The organism is Chitinimonas prasina (genome assembly GCF_030160395.1).
Taxonomy (GTDB): Bacteria; Pseudomonadota; Gammaproteobacteria; order Burkholderiales; family Chitinimonadaceae; genus Chitinimonas; species Chitinimonas prasina.
Genome location: NZ_BSOG01000001.1, coordinates 1 through 26986, shown reverse-complemented (window position 1 = coordinate 26986; position 26986 = coordinate 1). Strand labels below are relative to the sequence as shown.

Below are 26986 nucleotides of genomic sequence, written 5' to 3'. Positions count from 1 at the left end.
CCTAATACTCGAAACGCCGTGCCAGCAGCACCAGAGCCTGCTCCAGCAGCAAGCCGACAATCCCGACCACAAAGATGGCGATCAGGATGTGTGCCACATTGAGGTTGTTCCATTCATCCCATACCCAAAAGCCCAGGCCGACGCCGCCTGTCAGCATTTCTGCGGCGACGATGACCAGCCAAGCCACGCCTATGGCCAGCCGTATGCCGGTAATCATGTGCGGCAGCACGGCTGGAAAGAGGATGCGGGTGAATACCTTAGCTTCAGGCAACTTGAGCACGCGGGCGACGTTGAGGTAGTCCTGCGGCACCTGCGCTACGCCTGCTGCGGTATTGAGCACCATGGGCCAGATGCTGGAGATGAAGATGACCCAGATGGAGGCCGGCCCGGCGGCCTTGAACACCAGCAGGCCTATGGGTAGCCAGGCCAGGGGTGAGACCGGCCTGAGCAGGCTGATAATGGGTGCCGCCATGCGGCCGATAAAGGCAAAACGGCCAATGATGAAACCGGCGGGTATCCCCACCAGTGCGGCCAGGCCGAAGCCGATGCCGACGCGGGCCAGCGAATGCAGGATGTTCCAGCCTATGCCTTGATCGTTGGGGCCGTTGTCGTAGAAAGGGTCGGCAAACAGCTCTACTGCGGCAGCCCAGGTGGTAGCGGGGCCAGGCAGGCTGGCGTTGTGCAGTGACAGCAGTTGCCATCCCAACATGAACAGCGCCAGCCCCAGTAGGGGCGGCAGGCCATGAAAGGCCAGCCAGTGCAGGCTGCGATTGAAACGGCCGGGACCAGGGGGGAGGCCGTCCAGGGTTTGCAGCCGTGGTGCGGCTGGCCGGCGTGGTTTGCGCCTGGGTGGGTCTTCGGCAAGGGGTGTGCTCAGTGCGTGGGTAGGCATGATGGGCTCCTCAGGCGCGAATCTTGAAACTGGCGGCGTAGGCAGCCGGGTGCTTGCCGTCCCAAACGGTGCCGTCCATCAGCTTGGTGCTGCGCAGGGCTTCCTTGGGGACGGCGATGCCCAGTGCCCGGGCGGCATCGCTATACACATCGATGCGGTTGACTGACTTGGCCACGGCCAGGTAATCGGGGTCGGTCTTGAGCAGGCCCCAGCGGCGATGCTGGGTCAGGAACCACATGCCGTCCGACAGGTAGGGGAAATTGACCTTGCCGTCGTTGAAGAACTTCATGTAGTTCGGATCCTGCCACTTGCGCCCCAGGCCGTTGTCGTACTTGCCTTCCAGCCGCTGGTCGATGATGTCGACCGGGCAGTTCACATAGCTCTTGTCGGCAATGGTTTCGGCAACCCGCTGGCGGTTGGCCATAGTGTCTATCCAGCGCGAGGCATCGAGCACGGCCATGACCAGTGCCCGCGCAGTATTGGGGTACTGGGCGACGAAGTCGGCGGTGGTACCCAGCACCTTCTCGGGGTGGTCGGTCCAGATGTCCTGGGTGGTGGTGGCGGTGTAGCCTATGCCGTCGGCCAGGGCTCGGTTGTTCCAGGGCTCGCCCACGCAGAAACCATCCATATTGCCTACCCGCATATTGGCCACCATCTGCGGCGGTGGCACTACGATGGTCTTGACGTCCTTGAGCGGGTCTATGCCCTGGCTGGCCAGCCAATAGTACAGCCACATGGCGTGAGTGCCCGTGGGGAAGGTCTGGGCAAAGGTGTATTCACGGGGTTCGGCCTTGACCAGACGCGCCAGGCTGGCGCCGTCTTTCACACCCTTGTCCTTGAGCTGGTTGGACAAGGTAATGGCCTGGCCATTGTTGTTCAGCGTCATCAGGACATTCATGTCCTTCTTGGGGCCGCCTATACCCAGTTGTACGCCATAGATCAGGCCGTACAGCACATGGGCGGCGTCCAGCTCGCCGTTCACCAGCTTGTCGCGCACGCCGGCCCAGCTGGCTTCCTTGCTGGGTATGATCTTGATGCCATATTTCTTGTCGAAGCCCAGTACAGCGGCCATGACCACCGAGGCGCAGTCGGTGAGCGGTATGAAGCCTATCCTGACTTCGGTCTTCTCCGGTTTGCCGGTCTGGCTATTGGCTGCGGCGCGCACCTGGGGCGGCACGACAGAGAGGATAGAGCCGGCACCGGCGAGGCTGAGTGTCTTCATGAAATCGCGGCGGCTGGCGGACGGTGTGCTGTTGTTTGCGGGTTGGTCCATGCTGCTTCCTTGGTCAAAACGCGGGCGCAAAAAAAACGGCGTACCTCGACCGGTAAAACCGGTCAAAGGACGCCGTTGTCCTTGGGCCGACAGCAAGGCTGCGCGGCCCGGAGCTATCCGCTTGCATGCAAGCTTGGGCTCCCAGTCAGACTCCCCAACGAATCTGGAGTGATCCGGTTCGACATTGAACCGGGTAACGCCTATCACTATGCAGCAAGTGTGCCAGCGGGTATCAGCTGCCAATTCCCGCCCGATTTTTTGTACTTATACGCTTGATATAAAACAGTAAATTATGGTGCTATGGCTTGCCACCAAAGTGCTGCCACTCAGCTGGTGGGCGTAAAGACACGCTGTCGCAGATTGCGCCATGCACCATGACGCAGCAGGCAGATTGGCGCGGTGCACCAATCCGGGTGAGACGGCTAGCCTGATGGTGAAACAAGATGCTTGCCACTGCTTGCGGCTGCAGTTAGAGTGGGGGTGTCGAATCCATTTTGCATTGCAACAGCCCATGTTCCCTGTGCTCAACGCGCTGACCACTACCATGAAACGCACCATGATGATTACATCGTGGGGCGCGTTGGTGTTTGCGCGATCGGGAAGCTGAGCCAGAACCCGAACGACAAAGAATCCAGACGAAGCCCCCGAATCGAAAGATCGGGGGCTTCGTCATTTCAGACCCTATCCCCAGTCCCCGCAGGAGTAATTGAGATGGCACAGCAACTGACGTTGAACCTGGACAACAATAGCGATGCACTGGAGCGCGTATTGCGCGTGGTGCGCCACCGTGGTTATTCGGTGCGCCGTGTGGCCGCCGAGATGCCCAAGGGCCGTGGCTACATGGATGTATGCATCGAACTGGAGAGCAGCCGTTCGGTGTTCAGCCTGGTCATGCAACTGGCCAAGCTGGCCGAGGTGCGCTCACTCGCCATGCGCGGCGAAGGTGTGCGGGTGCTGCTGTAAGAGCCTGTTCCCTAATCTTGCACCGAGTCGCTAGCAGTTAGGGCGGCCCCGCCGGGCTCTTGCCTTGCCCGGTATGGTCAGCACATTCCGCCTCAAAAGCCCCAGCCTTTGCAATATGTGGCTTGCCTATCCGGCGCTCCTTACCTATCCCACATAGATGGCGTCGAGGGATGACGCATACATCTCGCCCCTGGTCTGTGGGGCGCAGGGCAGAGAGGGCATGATGGGACGCAGGGGTCTGGTAGCGCTTGCGCTATGCAACGCGATGGCAATGGCAATGCAGGTTAGGGCGGAAGCCTTGCCCGACTGGGTGAAGCTTGATGGCTTTGGCACCGTGGGCGTCTACCATGCCGACGACCCCAATGCGACCGTGCGCTCGGACATACGCACCAGCACGGGGGCGCGCAACGAGACCCGCTTCGATGCCGACAGCCTGCTTGCCGTGCAACTCAAGCTAAGGCCGGCAGGACCATTCAACGCGGGCTTTCAGTTGATCTCAAAGAAGGAGGTCAACAGCAGCCACCGGCCCAGGGTGCAGTGGGCCTACCTGGGCTGGGAGCCCAGCAGCGAGATCAATATCAAGCTGGGACGGGCATTGGCGCCGGTTTTCCTGATGTCGGACTACAACGACCTCTACTACGCACAGATCAGTGCGCAGCCACCGGGACAGGTCTATTCCAATAACTCCATCACCTTCAACGATGGCGTAACCGGGCAGTGGGAGCGCCACTTTGGTGAGGGCGTATTGGGTATCGAGGGCTATTACGGCAAAACCCGGGTGGATGTCTCGCTGGGCGAGATTGAAGTACCGAAGCAGATGGGGCTCTCCGCCAAGTGGACATCCGGCCCCTTGTTGCTGCGCTTGGGCTATTCCCGGCCTAAGGGCGGGCTGAAGCCCTTTGCCGGCAATAGCGTGGACCAATTTTTGGGTCTGGTGCGTGATGCCCAGCAAATGGGCCTTTGCAGCAATTGCAACCAGGTTTATCGCGAGCGCTTCAAGTTGACGGATGTGGTCAACAAGATGGTCAGCCTGGGTTTCAGCTGGGACGATGATACCTATGTCGTGCAAGGGGAATGGGTAAGCCGCAAGTCCGATTCCGCGATCCTGAGCGGATCGGGTGGCTGGTATCTGCTGGGGGCAAGGCGCATAGGCGATTTCACCCCTTATCTTGTTTTGGGCAGTCTCAAGCCGATTGCTGAACCGGTTGACCTGAGGCTGACCACGCCACCGCAAGCGACAACCGACCAAATGGCGCTGCTGAGTGCGCTGGCTGCCGCGAATGCCGCCAATGTGACTGGCCAGTACCACCGCGACCAACTCGCGTTGGGGCTGCGCTGGGAGTTGAGCAGCAATATGGCGCTCAAGCTGCAGTGGGATCATTACAAGATCAAAAACCGCTTCTGGGGCAGTAGCAACAAGGTCGAGTTTCGCATGGGGCCGCAATCCCAGTTCGATGGCAAGGTGAGTACCTATACCGCCAACCTCGACTTCATCTTCTGAGCGGGAGCCGACCATGACCCGCATGCATCGTCATCTCGGTTCCATCATCTTATGCGCCATAGGGGTGCTGCCGGCCCAGGCAGAACCGGTGCTGGTGGCTGGCAGCAAGAGTCCGGCCGTGTCGTTTAGCCGGCAACAGGTGCTGGATATCTATTACCTGCGCCTGAAGGAGTTCCCCGGCGGTGGCGTCATCGTGCCCTTGATGCTGGGGGCCGGGCCGGTGCGGCAGGACTTTCTGGACAAGGTGCTGAACAAGAGCGAAGCACAACTGAAGAGCCATTGGGCGCGGCTGAATTTCACCGGCAAGGGCGTGGCACCGCAGCAGGTTGCCAGCGCCGCCGAACTCAAGCGCCTGTTGGCGGCGAATCCCCATATGGTCGGGTATCTGGACCGGGCCGAGGCCGATGCGAGCGTGAAGATACTGTACGCACCCTAGGCGGTACCGCCCCCTGGCTCTTTAATACCATGCGCATGGCGCGTTCGCGAGCTTAGGGGGAAAACTTGGCGGACTTCTTCATGGTGCTATCTTCTCAAGTAGTTAGAGCCTCCATCAAACACGGGGCAGTTCAGTCCGGTTGAATGATGGTTTATGCGCCTGTTGATATTAGGAACAATAGCGCCTTTACTGGATAAAGCTTAGTGCTTTCAGTTCTGGTGAAAGCATAGCCAGTTCAAACTCCATGACGGTATAACTGGCGGCGGATGCTAGAACTAGCGGGTCTGAGTTAAATATTTGCTCTACTTCTGCAAGTGTATTGTGCCGTGAAAGTATGACGCCACCTGTTCTAGGAACTTTTCTACCCCCTAGTAAAAATAGTCCTTGATCGTAGTGGCTTGATAAATATTGCCTGTGAGCAGCCACATACTTGTCGACAACATCATTGGGTGCGGTAAAAACTAGATCAATAAGGAACATGGAATACACCCGCTTGTTTTGATTGATGGTGCCCAGTAGAATACCGCTTCTTTTTTCGAAGCGCAACTAACGATGAAACCCCCAAAGCTAGGTAGTCATGCCCGAGGATCAGTGTCCGGGCGACCAGTGATGGTCATTCTGGATCTTCTAGGTCGCAGATGGGCAATGAGAGTGTTGTGGGAGCTAAGCATAGCCCCTAGATCATTTCGAGAGTTGCAAGCACATTGCGAGAATGCTTCATCTAGCGTACTCAACACACGGTTAGGCGAATTAAGAGAGGCCAATCTGGTCGAGCTGGGTAGTGAAGGCTATCTATTAACTGCCAACGGAGCGGAGCTAATGAGGGTTATTGCACCACTTCGAGAGTGGGCTGAAACATGGGCCGCTGGGCACTGAATTGCGCATAACATTCAAATAACAGTCTCTTAGACTTGGGCGGCCACCGCGACAGCCTGAGACGGCCGCATGGCTGACAAGCTAACCCAGCAATTCGGTCGCTTCCACCAACTGCCTGGCAACCTCGGCCAGCTTTTGCCCACGGGTCATGGCGGTCTTGCGCAGCAATTGATAGGCAGCATCCTCATCGATATTGCGGCGCTTCATCAGCAAGCCCTTGGCGCGGTCTATGATCTTGCGATCCAGCAGTTGCTGCCGGGTATCGGCCAGCTCGTTACGCAGCTTGCGTTCTTCATCGAAGCGGGCAATGGCCACGTCCAGCACTGGTTTCAGTCGGGCGGGTGACAGCCCGTCCACCACATAGGCAGTCACGCCTGCGCGTATGGCTTCCTTGATGCGAGCTTCCGAACCATCGTCAGTGAACATGACGATAGGCCGGGGGGCATCCTGGTGCATGACGGCGATATGTTCCAGCACATCGCGGCTGGGAGAGTCGGTATCGACGATGACGGCATCAGGCTCCAGTCTGGCCACCACATCGGCCAAGGCAAAGGCGCTGTCGACTTCGGCGATGACCTCGAAGCCCGCAGCCAGCAATGCGTCGCGCAGCGCACCCAGCTCGCGCTCCGTATCGTCTACCAGTACTAGCCGCAATGCTTTGTTCATGGGCTTTCTTCCAGGGTGGGAAGAATATAAAGCAAGGCTTGTGCCGACTAATGGTTCTTGTATTATTCAAATAAAATCAATGGTTTGTGTTGTTTCCCCTGACTGGCATGTGCTGTACGTGCCCCACCCTTGCACCAAGATGAGGCTGGTAACGCTGCTATGGCCAGCCACGACCGTTTTTGCACCGGGGGCGGTGACGTGGTGTCGGCTGTCTATGCCATGCAGGCCAAAGGTTCAGGCTGCTGGCAGGCAATGCAGCGTGAGCGCTGCTGCAATCAGCGGCATGACGTCGATGGCGTTGCTACTGTGGCTGATGGTGTTGCAGCTGACTACCCTGGCGGCGCCTGCCGCCATGAGTGAGGGCAGGGCATCGCCGCTGAGTATGGGGTGGACGGCGATGCAGATGGGGGCGGCCAGGCCGGCTTCGCGCAGGCGCTGCACCGCCGCAATCATGGTGCGGGCGGTGGAGAGGATATCGTCCAGCAGGACGGGCGTGTGCTGTGCCCAGGCGCCGGCATCGATCTCCGAGACGCTGACATCTCGATCGCCTCGGCGGGTTTTCTCCAGTACCAGATAAGGCGCTCCCAGCCGCTTGGCGACGGCTGCGATCCACTGTTCACTCTCGCTATCGGGGCCGATCAGCAAGGGCTTGGGGACGGCCTGGGCAATCCAGTCTGCGATGGCGGGCGCAGCTGCTACGGCGGCACAGGGCAGCTTGAACAATGGGTCGAGGGCGTGGTTACGATGCAGATGGGGGTCGACCGTGGCCAGAAAATCGATATGCCGCGACAGCACTGCGGCAAAGGTACGCGAACTGACGGCCTGGCCGGGGGCAAAGCGGATGTCCTGCCGCATGTAAGCCAGATAAGGTGCAACCAGTCCCACCTTGCGGGCGCCCAGTTCGCGAGCGGTATCGGCGGCGAACAGCAGCGGGGCCAGCTTGCTGTCGGGGTGGTCCAGCGTGCATACCAGTATCACGCAACGGTCCTGCAAGCCCTCTGGCACGGTGACCAGCGTTTCGCCGTCGGGGAAAGTATGCAGTAGAACGGGGGCCGCGTTGCAGTTCAACCGCGTGGCCAGTGCCTCGGCTTGGGCTTCATTGCCAGGCAGGGTCAGCAGGACGATGTCAGTTTGATCAGTCTTGGCCATGGTCGGTGTCCAGGGTGATGACGCTGGTTTGTTCGGCGGCGTAGGCCTGGGCATAGCGTAGTTCGCCTGGGGCTTCGGCATGGATGGTGAACAGTGGCTGGCCGGTAATGACGGTATCGCCCAGCCTGACATGCAGATCCAGCCCTGCGGCTTTCGATTGGGGTGCACCCGCCAGCTTGGCAATGCGGGCCAGGGTACGGCTGTCTATGTCTTGCACCTGTCCGGCTTGCACGGCCAGCACCGGCTGGGTCAGTGGTGCCTGGGGTACTTGCCGCATACCGCCTTGGGCCTCGCAGATGGCCTGGAACTGCCGCCAGGCATTGCCGTTATCAAGGGTGGCCATGGCCAGCGCCATGCCTTGCCCCGGCGGGGCGGCGGCACCCATTTCCAGCAGCCTGGCGGCCAGCAGCAGGGCACGCTCGCGCAAATCAGCAGGAGCCTGGGGGGCATTCTGCAGCACCTGCAGCACATCGCGCGCTTCCAGCGCCGGGCCGACACCACGGCCTATGGGCTGCCGGCCATCGGTGATCATCACCTGCACATGGATGCCCAGCTGCGTGCCTACCGCAAGCAGTCGCGCCTGTAGCCGGGTGGCGGTCTCCAGCGTTCTGACCTTGGCGGTAGGGCCGACCGGGATATCGATCAACACCTGATCCGATCCGGCGGCGAGCTTCTTGGAGAGGATGGAGGCCACCAATTGGCCGTCGCTGTCGAGGTCCAGCGGTCTTTCCACCTGTATCAGGATATCGTCGGCAGGGCTTAACTGCATGGCACCGCCCCAGACCACACAGCCCCCCGTATTGCCTACCACCCGGCGTATGCCAGCTAGGTCCAGATTGACGGGCGCCAGGACTTCCATGGTATCGGCCGTGCCGGCGGGCGAGGTGATGGCGCGCGACGATGTCTTGGGCATGGTCAGGCCACAGGCCGAGACGATGGCGACCACAATGGGGGTGGTACGGTTGCCAGGCAGGCCGCCAACGCAGTGCTTGTCGACAATGGGATGGCTGCCCCAATCCAGGGTGGCGCCGGCAGCGACCATGGCGCGGGTAAGGGCAACGGTCTCATCGATATCCAGCCGTTCCCCCGCGCAAGCAGACACGAAGGCTGCCAGGTGCAGATCGGATAAACGCCCAGCAACGGTATCGTTGATGATGGCGCTGAGCTCACTGGGTGCCAGCCGCTGGCCGTAAATCTTGGCACGCAGATAACTCTCGGACTGCAGTACCGGTACATGGGAGAAGGCAAGATTATCGTGCTCGTGCAGATTGAGTGCACGTTGGGCCGATAGGCTCAGCGAGGCTTCGTCTATACCCAGCAGGTTGCCTTTGACGGTATTGAGCGTGGCGATGATGCTGCGACCATTGGCACTGACCACCAGCCTGGCCTGCGCAGCAAACCCTTCGGAGCGGCAGATGTGACAGCCGGCATTCATGTAGACCACGTATTCGTGGGCAGTGTCGATACCCAGTGGCCGAAAGCGGAGTAGGGGTAGCGGGTTGATCATGCTTCGAGCTTGATGCTTTGCAGGTAGTCGGGGACGCAGACGTTCCAGTTCAGCTCAGTCGCGATGCGCTTGCGCAGGGCATCGGCGGCATCTGGCTCGCCATGGACGACAAAGGTTTGCTTGGGGGGCGTCAGAAAGCCTCGCAACCAGCCCAGTATTTCATCGGCATCGGCATGGGCCGAGAAATTGGGCACGTTTTCGACGCGGGCTCGGATAGGGATGTCCTCGCCAAAAATGCGGATATGGCTGGCGCCGCCCAACATAGCGGCGCCACGTGTTCCGCCTGCCTGGAAGCCGGAAAACACGATGGTGTTGCGTGCATCGGGCGCGAAGGCCTTGATATGGTGCAGTACCCGGCCACCTGTCGCCATACCGCTGGCCGCCAGGATGATCATGGGGCCATGACGCCGGTTAAGCGCCTTGGATTCTTCCGGGGAAGAGACCACCGTGACGTCGCGGCACATGGCAGCGCATTGCGCCTGCGAGAGCCGGTGTTCGCCCTGGTGGCGTAGGAATATCTCGGTCGCGTCGACCGCCATCGGGCTGTTCAGAAATACCGGGACCTGGGGTATCTCGCCCGATTCGCGCAGCAGGTGCAGCAGGTACATCAGGTTCTGGGCGCGGCCCACGGCAAAGGTAGGGATCAATACCACGCCAGCCTGGGCGACGGTGCGGCGGATGATTTCGCCCAGTTGCACGCGAGGGTCTTCCTGCTCGTGGCTGCGGTTGCCATAGGTGGATTCCACCAGCAGCCAGTCCGCCTGGCCGACAGTAGCAGGGGGCTTCATCACCAGATCGGCGGGTCGACCCAGATCTCCCGAGAACACGATGCGACCGGTGCTGGATGTCAGTTCGACGGTCGCGGCGCCCAGGATATGCCCGGCCGGTCGGAAATGCAGTTTCAGCTTAGGGTTGAGCGCAATATCCTTGCCATAGGGGCAGTGCTGGAGTTGTTTGAGACAGCGCTGGGCGTCCGACTCATCATAGAGCGGCAGCGCAGGATCATGCCGGGATGAATGGTGGCGATTGGCATAGCCGGCTTCTTCCTCCTGCAGTCTACCGCTATCGGGCAAGAGCACCTCGCACAGCTCCTGCGTGGCCGAAGTACAGTACACCGGACCGCGATAGCCTTCGCGTACCAATAGTGGCAGGTAGCCGCTGTGATCGAGGTGGGCATGGGTCAGGATGACGGCATCGATGCTGGCCGGGTCGACCGGTAGCTGGGTCCAGTTGCGAAGCCGCAGTTGCTTCCAGCCCTGAAACAGGCCGCAGTCCACCAGCAGGCGCATCCCCTCGGCTTCCAACAGGTATTTGGAGCCGGTAACCGTGCCGGTACCGCCGAGAAATTGCAGCTGCATGCTCATGTTTCCCTCCTCTAGTCCGCCCATGTCAGATCGCATCCAGTATGTGACACCGTATGGCGCGGGTCTTGATGTGCATCAAGCATAGATGGCAGTTGGCGTAGATTGCTTCCTGCTGCAGGGGAAACTAAGTTTTCTGAGGGCGCACTTGATCCCGGTGCCCCGTCCGCTCGTCCGCAACAGCTAGCGCACGTATAGCGAGCGGGCTTTTCGCTAAAACCCCGCCACTTTTCAGGCCACCAGACCGACAGCTTGTCAGCGCCAGCCGTGCGATAGCTGCCGGATTGCTTAAGTTTTGTGCAATTCGGCAGGGCTGGACGCGTTCGTTCCCGGACAGCTTTCCGTTGCCTGTGCTGCTTCCAACGGCTGTGGTGCACTACCTGCGCAAATAGACGCCTGCCAGCAAACCATCCCATGCCTGGAACAGATACGCCCCCTTGGGTATCTGCTGGTGGGTATCTATCCCTTGCCAGGCTTCGAGTGGCGTACGCCCGTTCAAATGCTGATGGGGCCGTATCGCGTTATACAGAGAACGGCCCGGTAGCGATCGAGCAACTGCAAGTGGGCCAGCTCGTCTATGCCCGAGATGAAGCAACGGGTGAGACCCAGCTCAAGCCGATTACCCAGCTGATCCTCACCCCGGGCAAGTCGCTGTACGCCCTGGTGACGCAAAGCGCGACCGGCCAGTTGGACCGGATGGAAGTGACGGACAACCATCCCTACTGGGTGAAGGGTCAGGGCTGGGTGGAATCGGCTCAGCTCAAGCCGGGGATGGTGCTACAGAGCCTGGATCACAGCGAGCTGAAGGTGCTGACGCTGAATGCGCTGGAGCGCGTGGAGACCACGTACAACTTCAGCGTGGCGGATTTCCATACGTACTTTGCGGGTCGGCAGCGGGTTTGGGTGCATAATAAATGTGTTTGTGACGCAGGGCAGCTCTACCGCGGCGGCAACAGCTTGGCGGCGCGGAAGGGGGGGACGTCACGCCAGCCGCCGGCGATCTGATTCATCCGTTGGGTGATAATGGCAAGCCGCAAGAAATGTCGGTCAACCTCGATCCAAACAATAAATATACTCAGCAGTACGGCGGGGCTTTTCCGGTGAATAGCTTGCCTGAAGGATTGAAAGCTGTTCCGCAGGGTAGTCCAGGACACTACGTTATCGCTCCTGCAACTCCGATGAGCTTCGAAAACTTTCAGGGACTACTGAATCAAGTAGAACTTGGTAACGCTCCTGCAACCCCGATGAGCTTCGATAACTATCAGGGACTACTGAATCAAGTGGAACTTGGTAACTTCAATGTAATTCGATGAATAATCAGTCAAAGATTCAGATTCTTATCGAGCGTATCGTGGCAAATGTTCCTGCAGAGCAGCTAATGCACGGAATAGAGGGCCTCGACGTGAATGAAGTCAACATACATGGTCGAACGCCGCTCATGGTTGCCGCTGCCAAAGGCTTGCTTGCAGCAGTTGAAATGCTGGTGCGGAACGGTGCATCAATACGAGCGACTGGCAGCGTTGAAATGACGGCGTTGCACGAAGCGTCTGCGAATGGTGAAGCAGTTGTCGCGAACTACTTGCTATCCCTTGGTGCGGACGTTGATGCCGAGACGATCCAAGGCGTGACGCCGCTGATGTGCGCGGCGGCCTGGGGATACACTGAAGTTGCAAAGCTATTGTTAGAGAACCATGCGGATCCTGCAAAGACCGATCACACTGGTGCAACGGCCGCAGATATTGCAGGCGAGAAAGGTGAGGACGAAACCGCGGACCTGATCCACTCATTTGCGTCCCGGAGGGGTGCAGAGTAGTGCTTCTCACAAACACACGTGCAGCAAAGGTACTCGCGACCGTAGTGAGTTGGAATCCCTCAGTTCTCGTATTGGCAACGCTGACCTCTACGCTGAGACGAGGGGTCAGATACCGTCTTGAATAGCAAGCCCCGTTTGTCTGTGATTCAAATCAAACGGCTTGCCTGACGTGATCACTCCATAGATCAGATGGGCCAGTTTGCGCATCACGGCCCCGATCACTGCCTGAAGGCTGGGAAAGTTTTAAGTGAGGAGATAACAAATGAAAAGATTGTCATTTCAAGAAGCCCATTCAATTATTGAGGCGAGTTACGGTGTTGACTCTATCGGTCGCGAGGAGGTTGAGAGGGCTTTAGATAACTTCCTGGTTGAGGCATCCCCCGTTCCAGGTTGGGATGATTTTAATGATGCGGATATTTCCACATCTATGGGTATTGAAACCAGTGGAGATGTGTTGATAATAAGTTGGTACTCTTATTGTAACGATGTGGCTTTTTTAGTTGGGCGTGATGAGCTGCCTTCAATGATATCTGGTTATGTTGAAAGTTACTCCGATCGTCTATTTAATAATGGTGATGTTCTTTTCTTCTTGCTGAATGATAAAAAGGTAATTTTTGTTCATGAAGAAGGTGTGTATGCTGTTGTTTCAGATGTCGATTTAAGAAGGGCTATCACAGCGTATCGAGGTCGCAATAGTTGACGCGATCGAGAATAGGGATCATCGAGAATAGGGGTCAGATACCGTCTTGAATAGCAAGCCCCGTTTGTCTGTGATTCAAATCAAACGGCTTGCCTGACGTGATCACTCCATAGATCAGATGGGCCAGTTTGCGCATCACGGCCCCGATCACTGCCTTGGGGGCAAGGCCGGTCGTTGCCAACCGATCTGCGAAGGTTTTCAGGACGGGATTGTATCGTCGCGCCACCAGGCCCGGCATATACAAGGCCCTTCGCAGATCCTTGTGGCCGGTGCGGCTGATGATAGTCCGGCCCTTTACCGAGCTGCCGGATAACCGTTGTCTCGGTGTCAGGCCGATAAAGGCTGCCAGCGCCTTGGCATTGCTGAAGCGGCGCACATCACCGGCATAGGCCAAGACCTTGGCTGCGGTAGTGTGGCTGACACCGGGAATGCTCCGCAGCAGATCCGCATCCTGCTTGAGGTTGGGATGGCGATCGATGTGATCGTCGATCTTGAGCGCCAATGCTTCGATCTCACGCTTGAGCCAATCCAGATGGGACTGGACGGCCTGCATCAGGGCAAGTTGGCCACTGACCTCATGCGCTTCCAGACGATTGGACTCTTGCTGGTGCATGGCCTTCAAGGCTTCCAGGCGATCCACCCAGCCACGCAGCTCGCGCCATTCCGCAGGCGGCGGCGTCCAATACTCAGGACGCATTGCAGAACAGAATCGGGCCAACAGTGCCGCATCGGCCTGGTCAGTCTTGTTGCGCGCCAACTCGCCTTGGGCGAAACCTTTGATCCGAGCGGGATTGACGATACTGACCGACCAGCCGGCTTCGACAATCGCCAGGGCGACCGGCTCGCTATAGGGTCCCGTGGCTTCCAGGCAGAGGTGGGTGGTGGACGGCGTAGCGCCCCGATCCATCAGCCATAACAGCATGGCGACATGGCCGGCGGTAGAGTTCTCGAAGACCTTGGACTTGATCTTGCCGTTGTGCAGCAAGGCGGTATCCAGCTTGCGCTTGGAGACGTCGATTCCGAACACGTATTCCGTGACTTGCATCGTTCCAACCCTCCTCGTATGCAGGCTCCTGCCACCGATGGGCATGGCCCAAGTTACCGTCCGGTTTGCTTGAACGAAGAAGAGCCACGGCACCTATCTGACCCACAGGATCATTGGCCTAAAGTCTTGTCGATGTCTCGTTGCTCAACGTGCCCTACCTCGGTATTACAATTGAGATTGGGAACAGCGCCAAGATACGAGGTCTTGTATTTTGCATAATCCAAACAGCCACGGAGTGCAAAATACAAGACCCCATGGTTTTCTTAAATCCGCCAGTCGTGGTGCTTGGAACTAGAATCCATCATCACCGGTAACGCTCCAGTCAACAAAATTTGAACTAAATTCATGAAATTTGTAATCAACGCGATACGTCACTCCTGGCTCCACTTTGTATGTCGCACCTGTGAAATAGAGCCCCAAAAAACCACCCTGTCGCTTCAGTTCTGCAGGGAAAATCAAAGTGCGCGATTGACCGGCTCCCAGTTCAATTGGAAGTGGCAAATTTCTATAGTTAACCATCTCAAACTCGATTGGCTCAAGTATGCCAGTTGTGCACTGAATTCTTAGGCCAACCCTTTCAGCAGAGCGCCGCAGACTTTCCATTTCAAAAAAAATAGACTGATTCAGGTCATTTAAAAATGTCAGCCTAAACTCATAGTGGCCCGCCGATAATTTAAATATTTCCAACGTCGTTTTCATGTGCGCTCTCAGTAACGATTCTGCTTGACGAGTTCAAGCTGCTGTTCCAATTCCATACGCTCTTCATATGCAAAGCGCTTTGGGGGGCGTCCAGCAAAATACTCTTGGCACGATACTCAAAGGCATCAATTGTCCGGCCATTCAATTCCATCGCATGTGGACGACCTTTGAGGGAGTCCAAAGCATGTAACCCCTCCTCATAAAATACCGAAGCGTTCGGATTTTCAGGCAAATATATCGTCCTGGCGAATGTGTTTGTCTCATGATCAACTATCCTTGACGTAAATAGACCCTGAGCACCGCGCGCATTCAAAACACGGTAGGCTTCATCGGTCCCGATCTCAAGTTTCACCCCCCGTTTAGTCAGATAATCGATCCAGAAATCAAGCTTTGCCTTTGGCATTGGATTCAGCCCTTCGGGCAATCCTCCCGGCCCTAACTTACTTAGACTTGTACCTTCATTGGTAAAACTGTTTGGAACATTCACACCCCCACGCACTGCCGTACCACCGAGCAGAAGGTTATGCTCACTCATCGACGCAACCGCCAACACATCCCGCTCTCGGCGCAGCGCCATGGTCGTCACCTCAAGCGCCTTCAGGGTTTTCCCTACAACATAGCCACCGCCTATTTCCAGAGCGCCGAACGCCATCGTGGTCAATCCACCGCTGGTGTTGCCATCATACACTTGGCGTATGCCGCTTCCTATCGTAAACGCGCCGATGCCGGTTGCCACATGGGGGTTGGCCGTGACGCCCACAGCGAGACCAATTTGAACCCCCTCTACTACACAGAGTTGGGGTCAGGTCTTGTTTTTTGCATCACATTGCCGTTAGGTCTACACTGATACCTCTGCTTAACGAGGTCGCTGACAATCCATGGCCCGCCCCCTTAGACTGGAGTTCGCTGGTGCGCTGTACCACATCACCTCACGCGGTGATCGGCGTGAAGACATCTATCTTGCCGAGGGCGATCGCCGGGAATTTCTGGTACTGCTCGGGCAGGTGTGCGAACGGTTCAACTGGCGGATCCACGCCTATTGCCTGATGACCAACCACTACCACCTTGTGGTGGAGACGGTGGAGGGGAACCTGTCGGCGGGTATGCGTCAGCTCAATGGGGTCTATACCCAGTACTTTAATCGTACTCACGGCCGGGTGGGCCATGTGTTTCAAGGGCGGTACAAAGGTATTCTGGTAGAGCGGGACAGTTACTTATTGGAACTGTCCCGCTATGTCGTACTTAATCCGCTTCGCGCTGGCATGGTGGCCGAGTTGATCGATTGGCCCTGGAGTAGCTATCCGGCCATGGTGGGAGAGACGACGCCAGACTGGCTTGAGGTCAAGCCCTTGTTGGCGAGTTTCGGTGAGGAAATTAACCAAGCCCGCGAGCGTTACTGCCACTTCGTTGCACAAGGAGTTGGCCGCAGCTCACCGTGGGGAGAGTTACGGGGCCAGGTATTCTTGGGTAGTGATGCATTCCTTGATCAGATGCAGGTTCGTCTGAGCCAGCTAGCGTCTGCAGCAAGCAGTCTGCGTGAGATTCCCCGCGCCCAGCGCCGGCCCGTAGGCAAGCCCTTGGGTTGGTATGCAGGCCAGTATCCGGAAAGGAATACGGCGATAGTCGAGGCCTACCGGAGTGGTGGTTATACTTTGCAAGAGGTGGCTGAGTATTTTGGATTGCATTACGCATCGGTAAGCAGGATTGTGTCCAGAAATGCAAAATACAAGACCTGACCCCGATATGCATTAGCAAGGTCCACTGCTTGGTGGTCTCGTTTAGTATTTCTGATTTTATCGGCCGGCAGTGTTTTTCCTAATTCATACGTTCGGGATTCGGATGTATCTGCCACTAGAAAGGCGGATTTGGTGTTGTTGGTTCGAGTGCTAAGTAGTGAAGTCAGGACTGTAGGCACGCAAATGTGTGGGTACCAAACGATTGGTTATGTAAAGCAAATTGCTAAAGGAAAGATCAAGGTGAGAGAGATTGGATTTGGTATCTCTGGCGGATTTGAGGTTGGAAAGAACTATAAGGTTTTTTTGAAAAAATCTGAGGATTTGGTGTCGTTTGAACGCCTTGTTCGCCGCCATTTTAAAAAAGAATTGGATGCTAAAAATTTTCTAGAAAATTGCCAAGGTGTGATTAGCGGATATTATGCGTTTGATATTTTTCCTCTCAATTCTAAGTGGAAGATTGGTGCCGAGCCGAAGCAGCAGGACTAGGGGTCAGATACCGTCTTGAATAGCAAGCCCCGTTTTCCCGTGACTCAAATCAAACGGCTTGCCTGACGCAAAAGAATGGGGGTCAGGTCTTGTTTTTTGCATCCCATTGCCGATAGGTCTACACTGATACCTCTGCTTAACGGTATTGCTGAAAACTCATGGCCCGCCCCCTTAGACTTGAGTTCGCAGGTGCGCTGTACCACATCACCTCACGCGGTGATCGGCGTGAAGACATCTATCTTGCCGAGGGCGATTGCCGGGAATTTCTGGTACTTCTCGGGCAGGTGTGCGAACAAGGCGCGGGGTCAGTCTTGTATTTTGCGCGGCAGCCCGTAGCGCGTAACCCATTGGGTCGCAAGGCGTAGTGCACAAAGCCGGTACCGGTTCACGCCGTACCGGCTTTCTGCTACCTACACTGTTCTATGCCCGTTCTATCTCTGTTCTTGGCCTGTTTCAGGCTGTTCTAGATGCGTTCTACGAACACCCCTAGAACAGCCCGACCCGTAAAATCCTGCCGCCTACTAAAACCTTCGTCAGATCAAGTACTTGGTGACTATGTGAGAGTAAGGTGCGGGGCATCGACGCGGAGATGCTGGAAATCTGCGCGATTGAAGTGACGGGGAACAGCGTCGGCGACACACCGGTGCTGCCTGATCTGCTGGCGCAGATCCCGGCCGACGAAGCCATCACCAGCCTGGTGACCGATGGCGCGTACGACACCAAGCGCTGCCACCGTACGATTACCGAACGCGGCGCTGAAGCGATCATCCCGGTGCGGACGAACGGCCGGCCTGGCAAGGTAAACCAAGCTGGCGCCGCAGTGCGCAACGAAGCATTGCGCGCGATGCGTCGGCTGGGCTCGGCGATCTGGAAACGTTGGGGCGGTTACCACCGTCGGAGTTTGGTCGAAGCCAAGATGCGCTGCTTCAAATTGCTGGGGGAGCGGGTGAAGGCACGCACCTTCGAGGACCAGTTAGCGGAGCTGCAAGTCCGTGCTGCCTTGCTCAACCACTTCACCCAACTGGGCAAGCCGCAAACGGTGGGGGTGGCATAAATCCGTCTGGGGTTTGGGGAAACTCAACTTTCAGCTGCATTGTGCAACAAAGCCTAGGGGAACTAAGTTTTCTGAGGGCGAGCTTGATCCCAATCAAATGCAGGAGGTCAAAACAGGCATAAAAACGAACTTGAGCAAGGTTTTTATCTCGAATGCCACAGGAGGAACACAACATGAGCTATCGCAATATCCTGGTCCAGGTGGACAGCGGCCCACACGCCGCCGCCCGCATACGCTTTGCCCTGCATCTGGCGCAGGCTCACGAGGCCCATCTGACAGGGCTGTTTGTGGCGCCATCGCCCTACATCAATGTGATGGAACCCGGCGGCGGCGCCGGTTCGGTCTACTACGCCATACATGAAGATATTGAGCGCGCGGCGATGCAGGCGCGGGAGTTGTTCGAGCGTCTGACCCAGCAGCATCCCAATCAGTCGAGCTGGCATCAGCAGATCGGCGTGCCGGCTGAAGCCATCTGCCTGCATGCTCGATATCAGGATCTGGTGGTGATGGGGCAGCACGATCCAGCCTCGCCTGCGGACGGTTTGCCAGCAACGCTGCTGCAGGATGTAGCGATGGCTTGCGGCCGCCCCGTACTGGCGGTGCCGCATGCGGGCAGTTTCCCTACTCTGGATCAGCATGCCATGGTGGCCTGGAATGGCAGCCGGGAGGCAACCCGAGCCCTGACCGACGCCTTGCCCTTGTTGCGCCGATCCAAGAAGGTGACTGTGCTGATCGTCAATGCCAGCATGGATCCCGGCGTACACGGCCAATTGCCGGGTGCAGATGTGGGTTTATACCTGGCCCGCCACGGCGTGGAGGTCGAGGTGGTGAAGGACACGGCGTTCAGCCGCGATATCGGTGAGGTCTTGCTGACCGTGGCTGCCGACAGGCAGGTCGATCTGCTGGTGATGGGACTCTATGGTCACTCTCGCTTGCGCGAAATGGTGATGGGTGGGGCAAGCCGTACCATGCTGGAGGCCATGACGGTGCCGGTGCTGATGTCGCATTGAGCAGTGCCGGGAGGCCTGCCCCGAGATCGCCTCCCAGGCACGCCCAGCCAGCCAAGGGTGCTGGATCGGGCTGGTGCACCAAAGTGCGTAGGTACGGCAAGCCACTGGCGGCTGCCGTACCGCTAGGCGCCTTGCACTACCTCATGGGTTGGCGTCGGCGTCGGCCAGTTGAGCAGCGCTCAACTGCTGCCGGACTTCGGCCAGCCTGGCCCTGGCTGCGTCATCCTGCTGGGCAGCTTGCTTTAACAGGCGGTAGGCGGCGACCTTGTCCAGCGGTACGCCGCGACCAGCCAGGTGCATCAGGGCGAGGTTGTACTGGCCTGTGGCGTTGCCTTGCTCGGCTGCCAGGCGCGAATAGCGTACTGCCTCCAGGTCATCCTTCCGTACACCGCGTCCGGTCATGTACATAAAGCCCAAATAGGCCTGTGCATCGGCATGTTGTTGCTCGGCAGCCTTGCGATACCACTCTACCGCTTTGATATTGTCTGCGGTCACTCCCTGGCCTTTGCGATAGCGCAGGCCCAGCTGTGTCTGCGCAGCCGGGTCGCCTGCTTCGGCGGCTCGCTGCAGTTCTGGCAAGGCTAGCCCTGCCAGTGCCGTGGTATCGGCCAGTTGTGGCGGGTTGGCGCTATTGTCGGTCAGCACGGGCGGGGCTACGTCGACGCTGGCAGTCTGTACTGTGTCGGCTGGCGCGGGTGCAGGTTCATTGGGGCTGGCGTGCTGTTCTTTGGAACTGAGCAGGGCGGCACCCAAGGCGGCCACGATGATCAGGCCGACACCGACACCCAGCAGCTTACCGCGACCGCTGGGGGCTTCTGGCCGACTGTCACGGCGCGTCATGCCTATGGGGCTGGGGGAGAACTCATCATCCTGCAACGGTACCGCCACCGGGCGCTGACCCGCGCTGGGGTGCAGCACGGGCGTGGGCTGCATGGTGAACACACCGGCTGTTTGCGGTGCTTCGGCAATGGCCAGGGCGCGCTTGTCGACCTCCAGCGCCTCGAAGGCCTTGATACAGGCATCCAGGCTGGTGAAGCCACCTTGCAATACCGGCTTTTGCATCTTCTTGATCAACGCCGGCAACGTTTCCTGGTGCGCATCCTTGTAGTAGTCGATGCGGTGCAGCGAGATCTGCTTGAACCAATGGCCCAGTGCGTACAGGTCGACACGCCAGTCCAGGGTGTTGATGGCGAGGTCCGGTATCAGCACGCTGGCGTACTGGTGCCTTGCCGACTCTGATAGCTCGTACCAGCTGGACTTGCCGCTTTCGCCCACCAGCTTGGCGTAGGTCTGCCAGTCACGCAGTATGGCATCGCGCATGGTGGGGGCAAGATAGGTGGCGTCCGGGCTGGCGAGATCGATGAACAGGGGTTTTTCGATGCGATGCTGGGCGCTGCGGGCTACACCGAAGTCGATCAGCGTCAGGCTGTCGTAGTCGATCTCTTGCTTGTCGTTCTGGTGCAGGACGATCAGGTCCGGCCGCAAGCCCCCGTGGACAAGTCCGGCACGGCTCAGGTGGGAGAGGGCACGCAGGCTGGCCAGCACCAGTCGCACCAGGTCACTGGAGCGCTGGAAGGGGTGTTCCAGCTCCCCCACCGGGGTGGCCAGCCAATGGGTAAGCGGGTGGCCGCTTGCCTCGCTGATCAGGGCTTGCCGGTCCAGATCGACAGCCACAAAGCGGGCTGCATGCCGTTGGTCACGCTGGAAGCCTTGCAGTATGCGGGCTTCGTGGCATAGCCAGTAATCGGCTGCTGGATAATCGGCGGACAGGCGCTTGCACCAGCGCTCGGTATCGCGCTGGCTCAGGAACTTGTCGAGTTGTATGGGCCGCTCTGGCGGTAGGTTGTCTTCTGTCTTGTCGGTCATGGCGGTGGATCATGAGGCCCAGCTCTGTTGGCGGGCTTGGCGGCGATTATGGCAGCAAAAAGCCGGGTTGGAACCCGGCTTTACCATGATCAGCGTTTTGCACCTTCCGGCAAGACGATGTTGACCTCCAGAACGTCGTAATCATCCTGACGCTCCAGGGATACCTTGATGTCATCCTGGCCAACCGAAACATACTTGGAAATGACGGCGATCAGCTCTTGCTGCAAGGCTGGCAGGTAGTCTGGACCACCCCGCCCGGCGCGCTCGTGCGCCAGGATGATCTGCAGCCGCTCGCGGGCCACAGAGGCCGATTTCTTCTTGGTACCGAGCAGGTAATCGAGGAAAGACATGGATTAACCTCCGAACAGGCGCTTGAGCCAGCCTTGCTTGGGCGCTTCGATAAAGCGCAGGGGCTTATCCTCACCCAGAAAGCGGGCCACAACATCTTTATAGGCCTCGGCGACCTCGGAACCCTCAAGGTGTACGGCAGGGGTACCACTGTTGGATGCTTGCAACACCGACTCGGATTCGGGGATGACGCCGATCAGGGGAATGCGCAGCAGATGCTGTATGTCGTCCAGCGACAGCATTTCGCCGGCATCCACACGCTTGGGGGCGTAGCGGGTGATCAGCAGGTGTGCCTTGAGTGTCTGGCCTTCCTCTGCCTTGCGCGACTTCGCATCGAGTATGCCCAGGATGCGATCGGAATCACGAACAGAGGACACTTCGGGGTTGGTGACGACCAGGGCTTCATCGGCAAAGTAGAGGGCCAGCAGGGCACCTGTCTCGATACCGGCAGGCGAGTCGCAGATGATGTAGTCAAAGCCGTCTGCGGCCATCTCCTTCAACACTTTTTCCACGCCTTCGCGGGTAAGTGCTTCCTTGTCACGCGTTTGGGATGCGGGCAGTACGAACAGGTTGTCGCAGTGCTTGTCCTTGATCAGTGCCTGCTTGAGCGAGGCTTCGCCTTGGATGACATTGATGAAGTCATAGACCACGCGACGCTCGCAACCCATGATGAGGTCGAGGTTGCGCAGGCCGACGTCAAAGTCGATGACGGCGACTTTCTTGCCGCGTAGCGCCAGGCCGGAGGCGAAGCTCGCACTGGTAGTGGTTTTACCTACTCCCCCCTTGCCGGAGGTGACGACGATGATTTTTGCCACGTTAGGTTTCCCGTGAATTTGAGTAAGGTTTTCAGTCCAGCTTCAAGGCTTCGATGACCAGTTTGTTGCCGTCGAGCCTGACTTGCGCGGCACGACCCTTGATACTTTGTGGCAGTGGCTCGTCCAAGGAGCGATACACGCCAGCTACCGAGAGCAACTCGGCTTCCATGCAATGGGTGAAGATGCGGGCCTCGCTATTGCCCCGTGCGCCGGCCAGGGCGCGGCCACGCAGGGGGGCATAGACATGGACATTGCCATCAGCGATGACCTCGGCACCATGGCTGACCAGGGCCAGTACGATCAGGTCGCCGCCACGGGCGTAGACTTGCTGCCCGCTGCGGACTGGCTTGTCTATGATCAGCGATTGCTGTGCGGGCGCGGCGGCTGGGGCTTCACGCGCTTCAGCCGGCAGCTCGCGCGCGGCAGTATCGGGCATGACCACCAAGCCAGCGTTGCTGGCTTCGCTCAGGGTGGCAGCAGCGCCCCCCCGGACGGCGATAGGCTGCAAACCGGCCCGACGGAGCAGGGCGACCAAACCGGACAGATCCAGCGCTGTGGCTGTGCTGGGCCAGTCGGTCAGATCCAGGATAGCGGCGTCACCCCCAAAAAAATCGCTGCGCCCGGCAAGCTTTTTCTCCAGCGCGGCATCAAGCTCGGCCAGATTGGCGGTTTTGGGGGCAAAGGCGATCAGGTTGAGCGCGGCGCTCTTGATCTCGAAGGGCGCAATACTGCGTTGGGGGGCCGGCTTGACGGAGGCGGTCATTGAAGTCGCTCGGCGGCGGCGGTCAGTGGAAAAATTGATGTCGAGTTTACTCGTTTCGCGGTGCTGCGTTCAACAGATGGTGCTGTGGATAACTTTGTGGGTAAAAACACCCGATATGCACTGTCAAGCCGAACTTGCATGAAAAAAGCACCGGTTATCGAAAATTCCGTAAATTCGTCCATATATATCAATGGCTTGTGATGGTTTTGGCAGCGGTGCCCGTGTTGCGCCACGTTGACTCAACATCTATGACCAGTGGATAAGTGATGCCGAATGTACTGATCAGAGCGTGCGTCTTTCCAGCAATGCCTGGGCCAAGGTGCTGCTATCAACATGCTCCAGCTCCCCCCCCGAGGGCAGGCCGCGCGCAATGCGGCTGACCCGCAGGCCTTGGGCGCGCAGGAACTCGGACAGGTAGTGGGCGGTAGCTTCGCCTTCGACAGTAAAGTTGGTGGAGAGGATGACTTCCTCCACCTTGCCATCCTGGGCGCGGGCCAGCAGCTTTTCGAAATGGATATCACCAGGCCCTACGCCATCCAGCGGCGAAAGCCGCCCCATCAGGACAAAGTAGCGACCCTGGAAAACCTGAGTCTGTTCCATGCGCAACAGATCGGCCGGCATCTCGACAACACATAGCTGGGCTTCGTTTCGCACAGGGTCGCTGCAGAGTTCGCAGATGTCGAGTTCGGTAAAGGTATTGCAGTGCTGGCAGTGTTTGAGCTTGGTCAGGGCATCGGCCAGCGCATGGGCGAGCTCGGCTGCACCGGCCTGATTGCGCTGCAACAAGTGGTAGGCCATGCGCTGAGCAGATTTCGGGCCAACGCCTGGCAGTACCCGCAGGGCGTCAATAAGCTGGTTGAGGGAGGAGGGGGTTTTCATTGGCGGTATAGCCTGCGTAGCTGTCGGTGGCGCCAATTGAACAACTGACGGATGATCACAAGGCTCAGCCAACCCGTACCGGGCAGGCGAGGGGTAAAGCGCAATTCGTCGGATAACTCGCAGCCCTGGGGCAGGGGTGTAACACGGCGGGTATGCGCCCATAGCCGCTGACTGAATAGCACGGAGTTTTCCTCAAAGCCATCGTGATGGATAGCATTGAAACTGAGGTCTTCGTAATCCACCGGGATCAAGCCGAACAGCAGTAGCCAGCATCGACCCAGACGGGTGTGCAGCGGCAACTCCTGCAACTGCGCTGGCAACGGTGCAGGGAAGCGCATGCTCAGCCAGGGGCGCAGTTCGGCATTGACGCCTGCTGGCGTGAGCACACCAGCCAGCACCGTGCTGGCGCTGGCCGGTAGGTAGGTGCGGAACGCCAGCTGATAGCGTCCTTGCTTCATGCTTAGAAGGGCAGCTTCATGCCTGGTGGCAGATTCAGGCCTGCGGTAAAGCCTGCCATCTTTTCCTGCGAGGTTTGCTCGGCCTTGCGCAGGGCGTCGTTGAAGGCCGCTGCGATCAGGTCCTCCAGCATTTCCTTGTCATCATCGATCACACTCTGGTCGATGCTGATGCGACGAACCAAGTGGTGGCAGTTCATCACGATCTTGACCATGCCGGCGCCAGACTGGCCTTCGACTTCGACGTTGGCCAGCTCTTCCTGAGCCTTTTTCATATTGTCCTGCATTTGCTGGGCTTGCTTCATCAGATTGCCCAGGCCGCCTTTGTTGAACATTGGCTACTCCTTGATACGTATGGGTGAAAGGGCGCGCTTAGAGGGGATCTGAGCGCGGCTGTATGGAATCGGGTAGAACGATGGCGCCGAAATCGGCAATCATGGTCTGCACGAAGGGATCGCTGTTGATGGCGCTGGTTGCCTCAGCCAGCCGGGCCTGCTTTTCGCGCTGCTGCATGGCTGCAGGAGTCGCCTCACTGCCACCGCCTACGCTGATGCTGACATGGGCTGGCTGGCCGAAGTATTGACTTAAGGTGTGCTCCAGCCGTTCGCGATAATCGGGACCGGCAACTACCTTGTGCTCATCCGGCACGATCAGCTTGAAGCGCAGGCCATCGTACTCTGCCAGTTGGGCGTGATGTGCCAGCATGCCGGCTTTGCCGCCCAAGGTCAGGCGCGTTACCAGGCTGGCCCAGTCGCCGTCGAAGCTGATGGGGGCTGTAGCGGCCTGGGGAGGCTGGGCGGCCATCGCTTCATCAGGAAACGGGGCGGGTGGCGGCGGCTCGTTTGCCGATGCGGCATCCTGCCAAGGCGGCGTGTCGGTTGCCGGAGCAATGGGCTTGGGTGTGGCGGGCTCGGGGACTACCTGCGCTTCGACCTTGGCCGGCGGGTTTGCTGGCGCGGGTGCCGTTGCCTGGTTCTGCTGTATGGCCGGAGAGACTTGCGTGGACATGACACTTGCCTGCGGCGTATCTGCTACTTGTGGCTTTGCAGGCCGGGCGGCAACGGCTTTGTTGCTGGGCGCAAAGGCCAGCATACGCAGCAGTGTCATGCTCAGCCCGGCGAATTCATCGGGGGCGAGGCTTAGGTCGCGTCGGCCTTGCAGGGCGATCTGGTAGTAAAGCTGGATGTCCTCGGGGGTGAACAAGCTGCTCAAGGCGTGGAGGGCAGCATGCTGAGGATGATCGACTGGGATGGCGGCCGGCACGGCCAGCAGTACGGCGAGCTGATGCAACAGTGAAGCGAGCTCCTGCAGCGCGGCATCGCTGCCCACGCCACGGGTGGCTAGTTGCTCGGCTGCGGCCATCAGGCTGGGGCCATCCTGCGCTGCCAGATGCTGTAGCAATTCGTGTAGATAGGACTGGTCCACGGCACCCAGCATGGCACGTACGCCGGCTTCCTCAACCTTGCCACCGCCATAGGCGATGGCTTGATCCAGCAGCGACAGGGCATCGCGCATGGAGCCGGCGGCGGCATGGCCCAGCAGGGTCAGTGCGCCGGGCTCATAGCTTATGGGCTCCGCTTCCAATACATGCTGCAGGTGGCTGCTGACCTGTTGTGGCAGCATCTGCCGTAGCGAGAACTGCAAACAGCGGGACAGGACGGTAACAGGCACCTTCTGCGGATCGGTGGTGGCCAGGATGAACTTGACGTGTCCTGGTGGTTCCTCCAGTGTCTTCAGCATGGCATTGAAGGCACTCTTGGATAGCATGTGCACTTCATCGATGATGTAGACCTTGAAGCGCCCTTGGGTGGGGGCATACTGGGCGTTGTCCAGCACTTCGCGGATATTATCTATGCCGGTGTTGGACGCAGCATCGATCTCCAGCAGGTCAACAAAGCGTCCAGCATCGATTTGCCGACAGGCGTCGCAACTGCCACAGGGGGTGGCGGTAATGCCGGTTTCGCAGTTAAGCGATTTGGCCAGTATGCGGGCAATGGTGGTCTTGCCCACCCCGCGGGTGCCGGTGAGCAGATAGGCGTGATGCAGGCGCTGGTTTTCCAGTGCATTGCTCAGGGCCTTGACCACATGCTCCTGGCCGACCAGCGTGGCAAAGGATTTGGGTCGCCACTTGCGGGCGAGAACTTGATAGGTCATGCCGGCGATTCTAGCAGATGAGTACCGGCAGGCTGATTGAAGGAGTGCAGAAGTTACATGACTGAGACCTCACCACCACGCCAGGATGACGATCCTGAGCCATTGCCCCCTATTGCGCCGGAGCCGGAAGCCTGTTGCGGTAGTGGTTGCGATCCTTGCATCTTCGATTTCTATAGCGAGGAGCTGCAGGAGTATCGACTCAAGCATGCGCAATGGCTGCTGCGACAGAATGAAAAGACGGGCACTAAACTTATATAGCAAATATTGACCATCACACCCCCGAACGCCCCGCTTGCGGGGCGTTTTGCATGGTTTTTGAGGTTTTCTCGGTTTTTTTGCAGGGCGTGATGTTCCGCAGCGTGTGAGTTGGCGCGGGTATTGGCTGTGATGCGATAAAAAAAGGGTGTTGCAGAGATATTACAGATCAGCGACTTAGGCGTGTTGGTGCGGAAAGTAGCGGAATTTTGCGGAGGAGGTGTTGACGTGTTCGGGGAGGGTGCGTATAGTTCGCTTCTCTGCTGCTGACGCAGACAAAAACG

30 protein-coding genes and 1 pseudogene are annotated in these 26986 nt (G+C 58.4%); 13 read left to right on the top strand and 18 right to left on the bottom strand.

Annotated elements, in window-relative coordinates; genetic code table 11:
• Nucleotide 1: 1 nt before the first annotated feature.
• Both ntrB and QQK16_RS00150 read right to left on the bottom strand, forming a co-directional pair.
• The gene (gene ntrB / locus QQK16_RS00155) at nt 2-892 is read right to left on the bottom strand and encodes a nitrate ABC transporter permease (protein WP_284194404.1); all 891 of its coding nucleotides are present in this window, start codon (nt 890-892) and stop codon (nt 2-4) included.
• Nucleotides 893-902: 10 nt separating this feature from the next.
• Nucleotides 903-2165 carry a CmpA/NrtA family ABC transporter substrate-binding protein gene (locus QQK16_RS00150; RefSeq protein ID WP_284194403.1) on the bottom strand — a complete coding sequence of 421 codons (1263 nt, stop codon included), beginning with the start codon at nt 2163-2165 and terminating at the stop codon, nt 903-905.
• 711 nt (nt 2166-2876) lie between these two features.
• Between QQK16_RS00150 and QQK16_RS00145 the strand changes: the two genes are divergently transcribed.
• From QQK16_RS00145 to QQK16_RS00135, 3 genes are all read left to right on the top strand, one after another.
• Nucleotides 2877-3128, top strand: coding sequence for an ACT domain-containing protein (locus QQK16_RS00145; RefSeq protein WP_284194402.1), 252 nt, complete (start codon nt 2877-2879; stop codon nt 3126-3128).
• A 271-nt stretch (nt 3129-3399) separates the two neighbouring features.
• Nucleotides 3400-4629: a hypothetical protein gene (locus QQK16_RS00140; protein ID WP_284194401.1), complete on the top strand. Its 1230-nt coding sequence runs from the start codon at nt 3400-3402 to the stop codon at nt 4627-4629.
• A gap of 13 nt (nt 4630-4642) precedes the next feature.
• Complete coding sequence (locus tag QQK16_RS00135) at nt 4643-5065, top strand: hypothetical protein (RefSeq protein ID WP_284194400.1); 423 nt, start codon at nt 4643-4645, stop codon at nt 5063-5065.
• 186 nt (nt 5066-5251) lie between these two features.
• On the opposite strand, the gene QQK16_RS00130 is transcribed toward QQK16_RS00135, so the two are convergent.
• Nucleotides 5252-5611: a YciI family protein gene (locus QQK16_RS00130; protein ID WP_284194399.1), complete on the bottom strand. Its 360-nt coding sequence runs from the start codon at nt 5609-5611 to the stop codon at nt 5252-5254.
• A gap of 6 nt (nt 5612-5617) precedes the next feature.
• Between QQK16_RS00130 and QQK16_RS21260 the strand changes: the two genes are divergently transcribed.
• Nucleotides 5618-5941: a winged helix-turn-helix transcriptional regulator gene (locus QQK16_RS21260; RefSeq protein ID WP_368860117.1), complete on the top strand. Its 324-nt coding sequence runs from the start codon at nt 5618-5620 to the stop codon at nt 5939-5941.
• An 81-nt stretch (nt 5942-6022) separates the two neighbouring features.
• Here QQK16_RS21260 and QQK16_RS00120 read toward each other — a convergent pair whose 3' ends face one another.
• The 4 genes from QQK16_RS00120 to QQK16_RS00105 form a co-directional block, all read right to left on the bottom strand.
• Nucleotides 6023-6607, bottom strand: coding sequence for an ANTAR domain-containing response regulator (locus QQK16_RS00120; RefSeq protein WP_284194397.1), 585 nt, complete (start codon nt 6605-6607; stop codon nt 6023-6025).
• Between the two features lie 234 nt (nt 6608-6841).
• Entirely contained in the window at nt 6842-7756 is a 915-nt protein-coding gene (locus QQK16_RS00115; RefSeq protein ID WP_284194396.1) for a ribose-phosphate pyrophosphokinase, read from the bottom strand.
• Complete coding sequence (locus QQK16_RS00110; RefSeq protein ID WP_284194395.1) at nt 7743-9263, bottom strand: thymidine phosphorylase family protein; 1521 nt, start codon at nt 9261-9263, stop codon at nt 7743-7745. The genes QQK16_RS00115 and QQK16_RS00110 overlap by 14 nt, the downstream gene beginning before the upstream one ends.
• Nucleotides 9260-10627: an MBL fold metallo-hydrolase RNA specificity domain-containing protein gene (locus QQK16_RS00105; RefSeq protein WP_308446965.1), complete on the bottom strand. Its 1368-nt coding sequence runs from the start codon at nt 10625-10627 to the stop codon at nt 9260-9262. Before QQK16_RS00105 ends, QQK16_RS00110 begins: the two co-directional genes overlap by 4 nt.
• 411 nt (nt 10628-11038) lie before the next feature.
• Between QQK16_RS00105 and QQK16_RS00100 the strand changes: the two genes are divergently transcribed.
• From QQK16_RS00100 to QQK16_RS00085, 4 genes are all read left to right on the top strand, one after another.
• Nucleotides 11039-11629, top strand: coding sequence for a polymorphic toxin-type HINT domain-containing protein (locus QQK16_RS00100; RefSeq protein ID WP_284194394.1), 591 nt, complete (start codon nt 11039-11041; stop codon nt 11627-11629).
• A gap of 35 nt (nt 11630-11664) precedes the next feature.
• A complete protein-coding gene (locus tag QQK16_RS00095) occupies nt 11665-11937 on the top strand; it encodes a hypothetical protein (protein WP_284194393.1) in 273 nt (90 codons plus the stop codon).
• The gene (locus QQK16_RS00090; protein ID WP_284194392.1) at nt 11934-12437 is read left to right on the top strand and encodes an ankyrin repeat domain-containing protein; all 504 of its coding nucleotides are present in this window, start codon (nt 11934-11936) and stop codon (nt 12435-12437) included. Before QQK16_RS00095 ends, QQK16_RS00090 begins: the two co-directional genes overlap by 4 nt.
• Nucleotides 12438-12699: 262 nt before the next feature.
• Entirely contained in the window at nt 12700-13137 is a 438-nt protein-coding gene (locus QQK16_RS00085; protein ID WP_284194391.1) for a hypothetical protein, read from the top strand.
• 34 nt (nt 13138-13171) lie between these two features.
• Here the strand turns inward: QQK16_RS00085 and QQK16_RS00080 are convergent, their stop codons facing one another.
• The 3 genes from QQK16_RS00080 to QQK16_RS00070 all read right to left on the bottom strand — a co-directional run bounded on the left by QQK16_RS00080 (nt 13172) and on the right by QQK16_RS00070 (nt 15569).
• Nucleotides 13172-14182, bottom strand: a complete 1011-nt coding sequence (locus tag QQK16_RS00080) for an IS110 family transposase (RefSeq protein ID WP_284194390.1) — start codon at nt 14180-14182, stop codon at nt 13172-13174.
• A gap of 291 nt (nt 14183-14473) precedes the next feature.
• Entirely contained in the window at nt 14474-14881 is a 408-nt protein-coding gene (locus QQK16_RS00075; RefSeq protein ID WP_284194389.1) for a hypothetical protein, read from the bottom strand.
• The gene (locus tag QQK16_RS00070; protein ID WP_284194388.1) at nt 14856-15569 is read right to left on the bottom strand and encodes a hypothetical protein; all 714 of its coding nucleotides are present in this window, start codon (nt 15567-15569) and stop codon (nt 14856-14858) included. Before QQK16_RS00070 ends, QQK16_RS00075 begins: the two co-directional genes overlap by 26 nt.
• A gap of 190 nt (nt 15570-15759) precedes the next feature.
• On the opposite strand from QQK16_RS00070, the gene QQK16_RS00065 reads away from it, so the two are divergent.
• The 4 genes and pseudogenes from QQK16_RS00065 to QQK16_RS00050 all read left to right on the top strand — a co-directional run bounded on the left by QQK16_RS00065 (nt 15760) and on the right by QQK16_RS00050 (nt 19167).
• Nucleotides 15760-16617 carry a transposase gene (locus tag QQK16_RS00065; protein WP_284194387.1) on the top strand — a complete coding sequence of 286 codons (858 nt, stop codon included), beginning with the start codon at nt 15760-15762 and terminating at the stop codon, nt 16615-16617.
• Between the two features lie 132 nt (nt 16618-16749).
• Nucleotides 16750-17103 (top strand): hypothetical protein, encoded by a 354-nt coding sequence (locus QQK16_RS00060; RefSeq protein ID WP_284194386.1) that lies wholly within the window; start codon nt 16750-16752, stop codon nt 17101-17103.
• Between the two features lie 574 nt (nt 17104-17677).
• Nucleotides 17678-18157, top strand: a pseudogene (locus QQK16_RS00055) (IS5 family transposase); the annotation flags it as partial.
• Between the two features lie 173 nt (nt 18158-18330).
• Nucleotides 18331-19167 carry a universal stress protein gene (locus tag QQK16_RS00050; protein ID WP_284194385.1) on the top strand — a complete coding sequence of 279 codons (837 nt, stop codon included), beginning with the start codon at nt 18331-18333 and terminating at the stop codon, nt 19165-19167.
• A gap of 141 nt (nt 19168-19308) precedes the next feature.
• Here the strand turns inward: QQK16_RS00050 and QQK16_RS00045 are convergent, their stop codons facing one another.
• From QQK16_RS00045 to dnaX, 8 genes are all read right to left on the bottom strand, one after another.
• Nucleotides 19309-21033, bottom strand: a complete 1725-nt coding sequence (locus QQK16_RS00045) for a Sel1-like repeat-containing protein kinase family protein (RefSeq protein ID WP_284194384.1) — start codon at nt 21031-21033, stop codon at nt 19309-19311.
• Between the two features lie 89 nt (nt 21034-21122).
• A complete protein-coding gene (gene minE, locus QQK16_RS00040; protein ID WP_284194383.1) occupies nt 21123-21383 on the bottom strand; it encodes a cell division topological specificity factor MinE in 261 nt (86 codons plus the stop codon).
• 3 nt (nt 21384-21386) lie between these two features.
• Nucleotides 21387-22196: a septum site-determining protein MinD gene (minD, locus tag QQK16_RS00035; protein ID WP_284194382.1), complete on the bottom strand. Its 810-nt coding sequence runs from the start codon at nt 22194-22196 to the stop codon at nt 21387-21389.
• Nucleotides 22197-22227: 31 nt separating this feature from the next.
• Complete coding sequence (gene minC / locus QQK16_RS00030) at nt 22228-22959, bottom strand: septum site-determining protein MinC (RefSeq protein ID WP_284194381.1); 732 nt, start codon at nt 22957-22959, stop codon at nt 22228-22230.
• A 282-nt stretch (nt 22960-23241) separates the two neighbouring features.
• Nucleotides 23242-23838 (bottom strand): recombination mediator RecR, encoded by a 597-nt coding sequence (recR, locus tag QQK16_RS00025; RefSeq protein ID WP_284194380.1) that lies wholly within the window; start codon nt 23836-23838, stop codon nt 23242-23244.
• A complete protein-coding gene (locus tag QQK16_RS00020; RefSeq protein WP_284194379.1) occupies nt 23835-24296 on the bottom strand; it encodes a hypothetical protein in 462 nt (153 codons plus the stop codon). Before QQK16_RS00020 ends, recR begins: the two co-directional genes overlap by 4 nt.
• Before the next feature lie 2 nt (nt 24297-24298).
• Entirely contained in the window at nt 24299-24628 is a 330-nt protein-coding gene (locus QQK16_RS00015; RefSeq protein WP_284194378.1) for a YbaB/EbfC family nucleoid-associated protein, read from the bottom strand.
• Nucleotides 24629-24665: 37 nt separating this feature from the next.
• Nucleotides 24666-26447, bottom strand: a complete 1782-nt coding sequence (gene dnaX, locus QQK16_RS00010) for a DNA polymerase III subunit gamma/tau (RefSeq protein WP_284194377.1) — start codon at nt 26445-26447, stop codon at nt 24666-24668.
• 57 nt (nt 26448-26504) lie between these two features.
• Between dnaX and QQK16_RS00005 the strand changes: the two genes are divergently transcribed.
• Nucleotides 26505-26705, top strand: a complete 201-nt coding sequence (locus QQK16_RS00005) for an oxidoreductase-like domain-containing protein (RefSeq protein ID WP_284194376.1) — start codon at nt 26505-26507, stop codon at nt 26703-26705.
• The last annotated feature ends 281 nt before the right edge of the window (nt 26706-26986 follow it).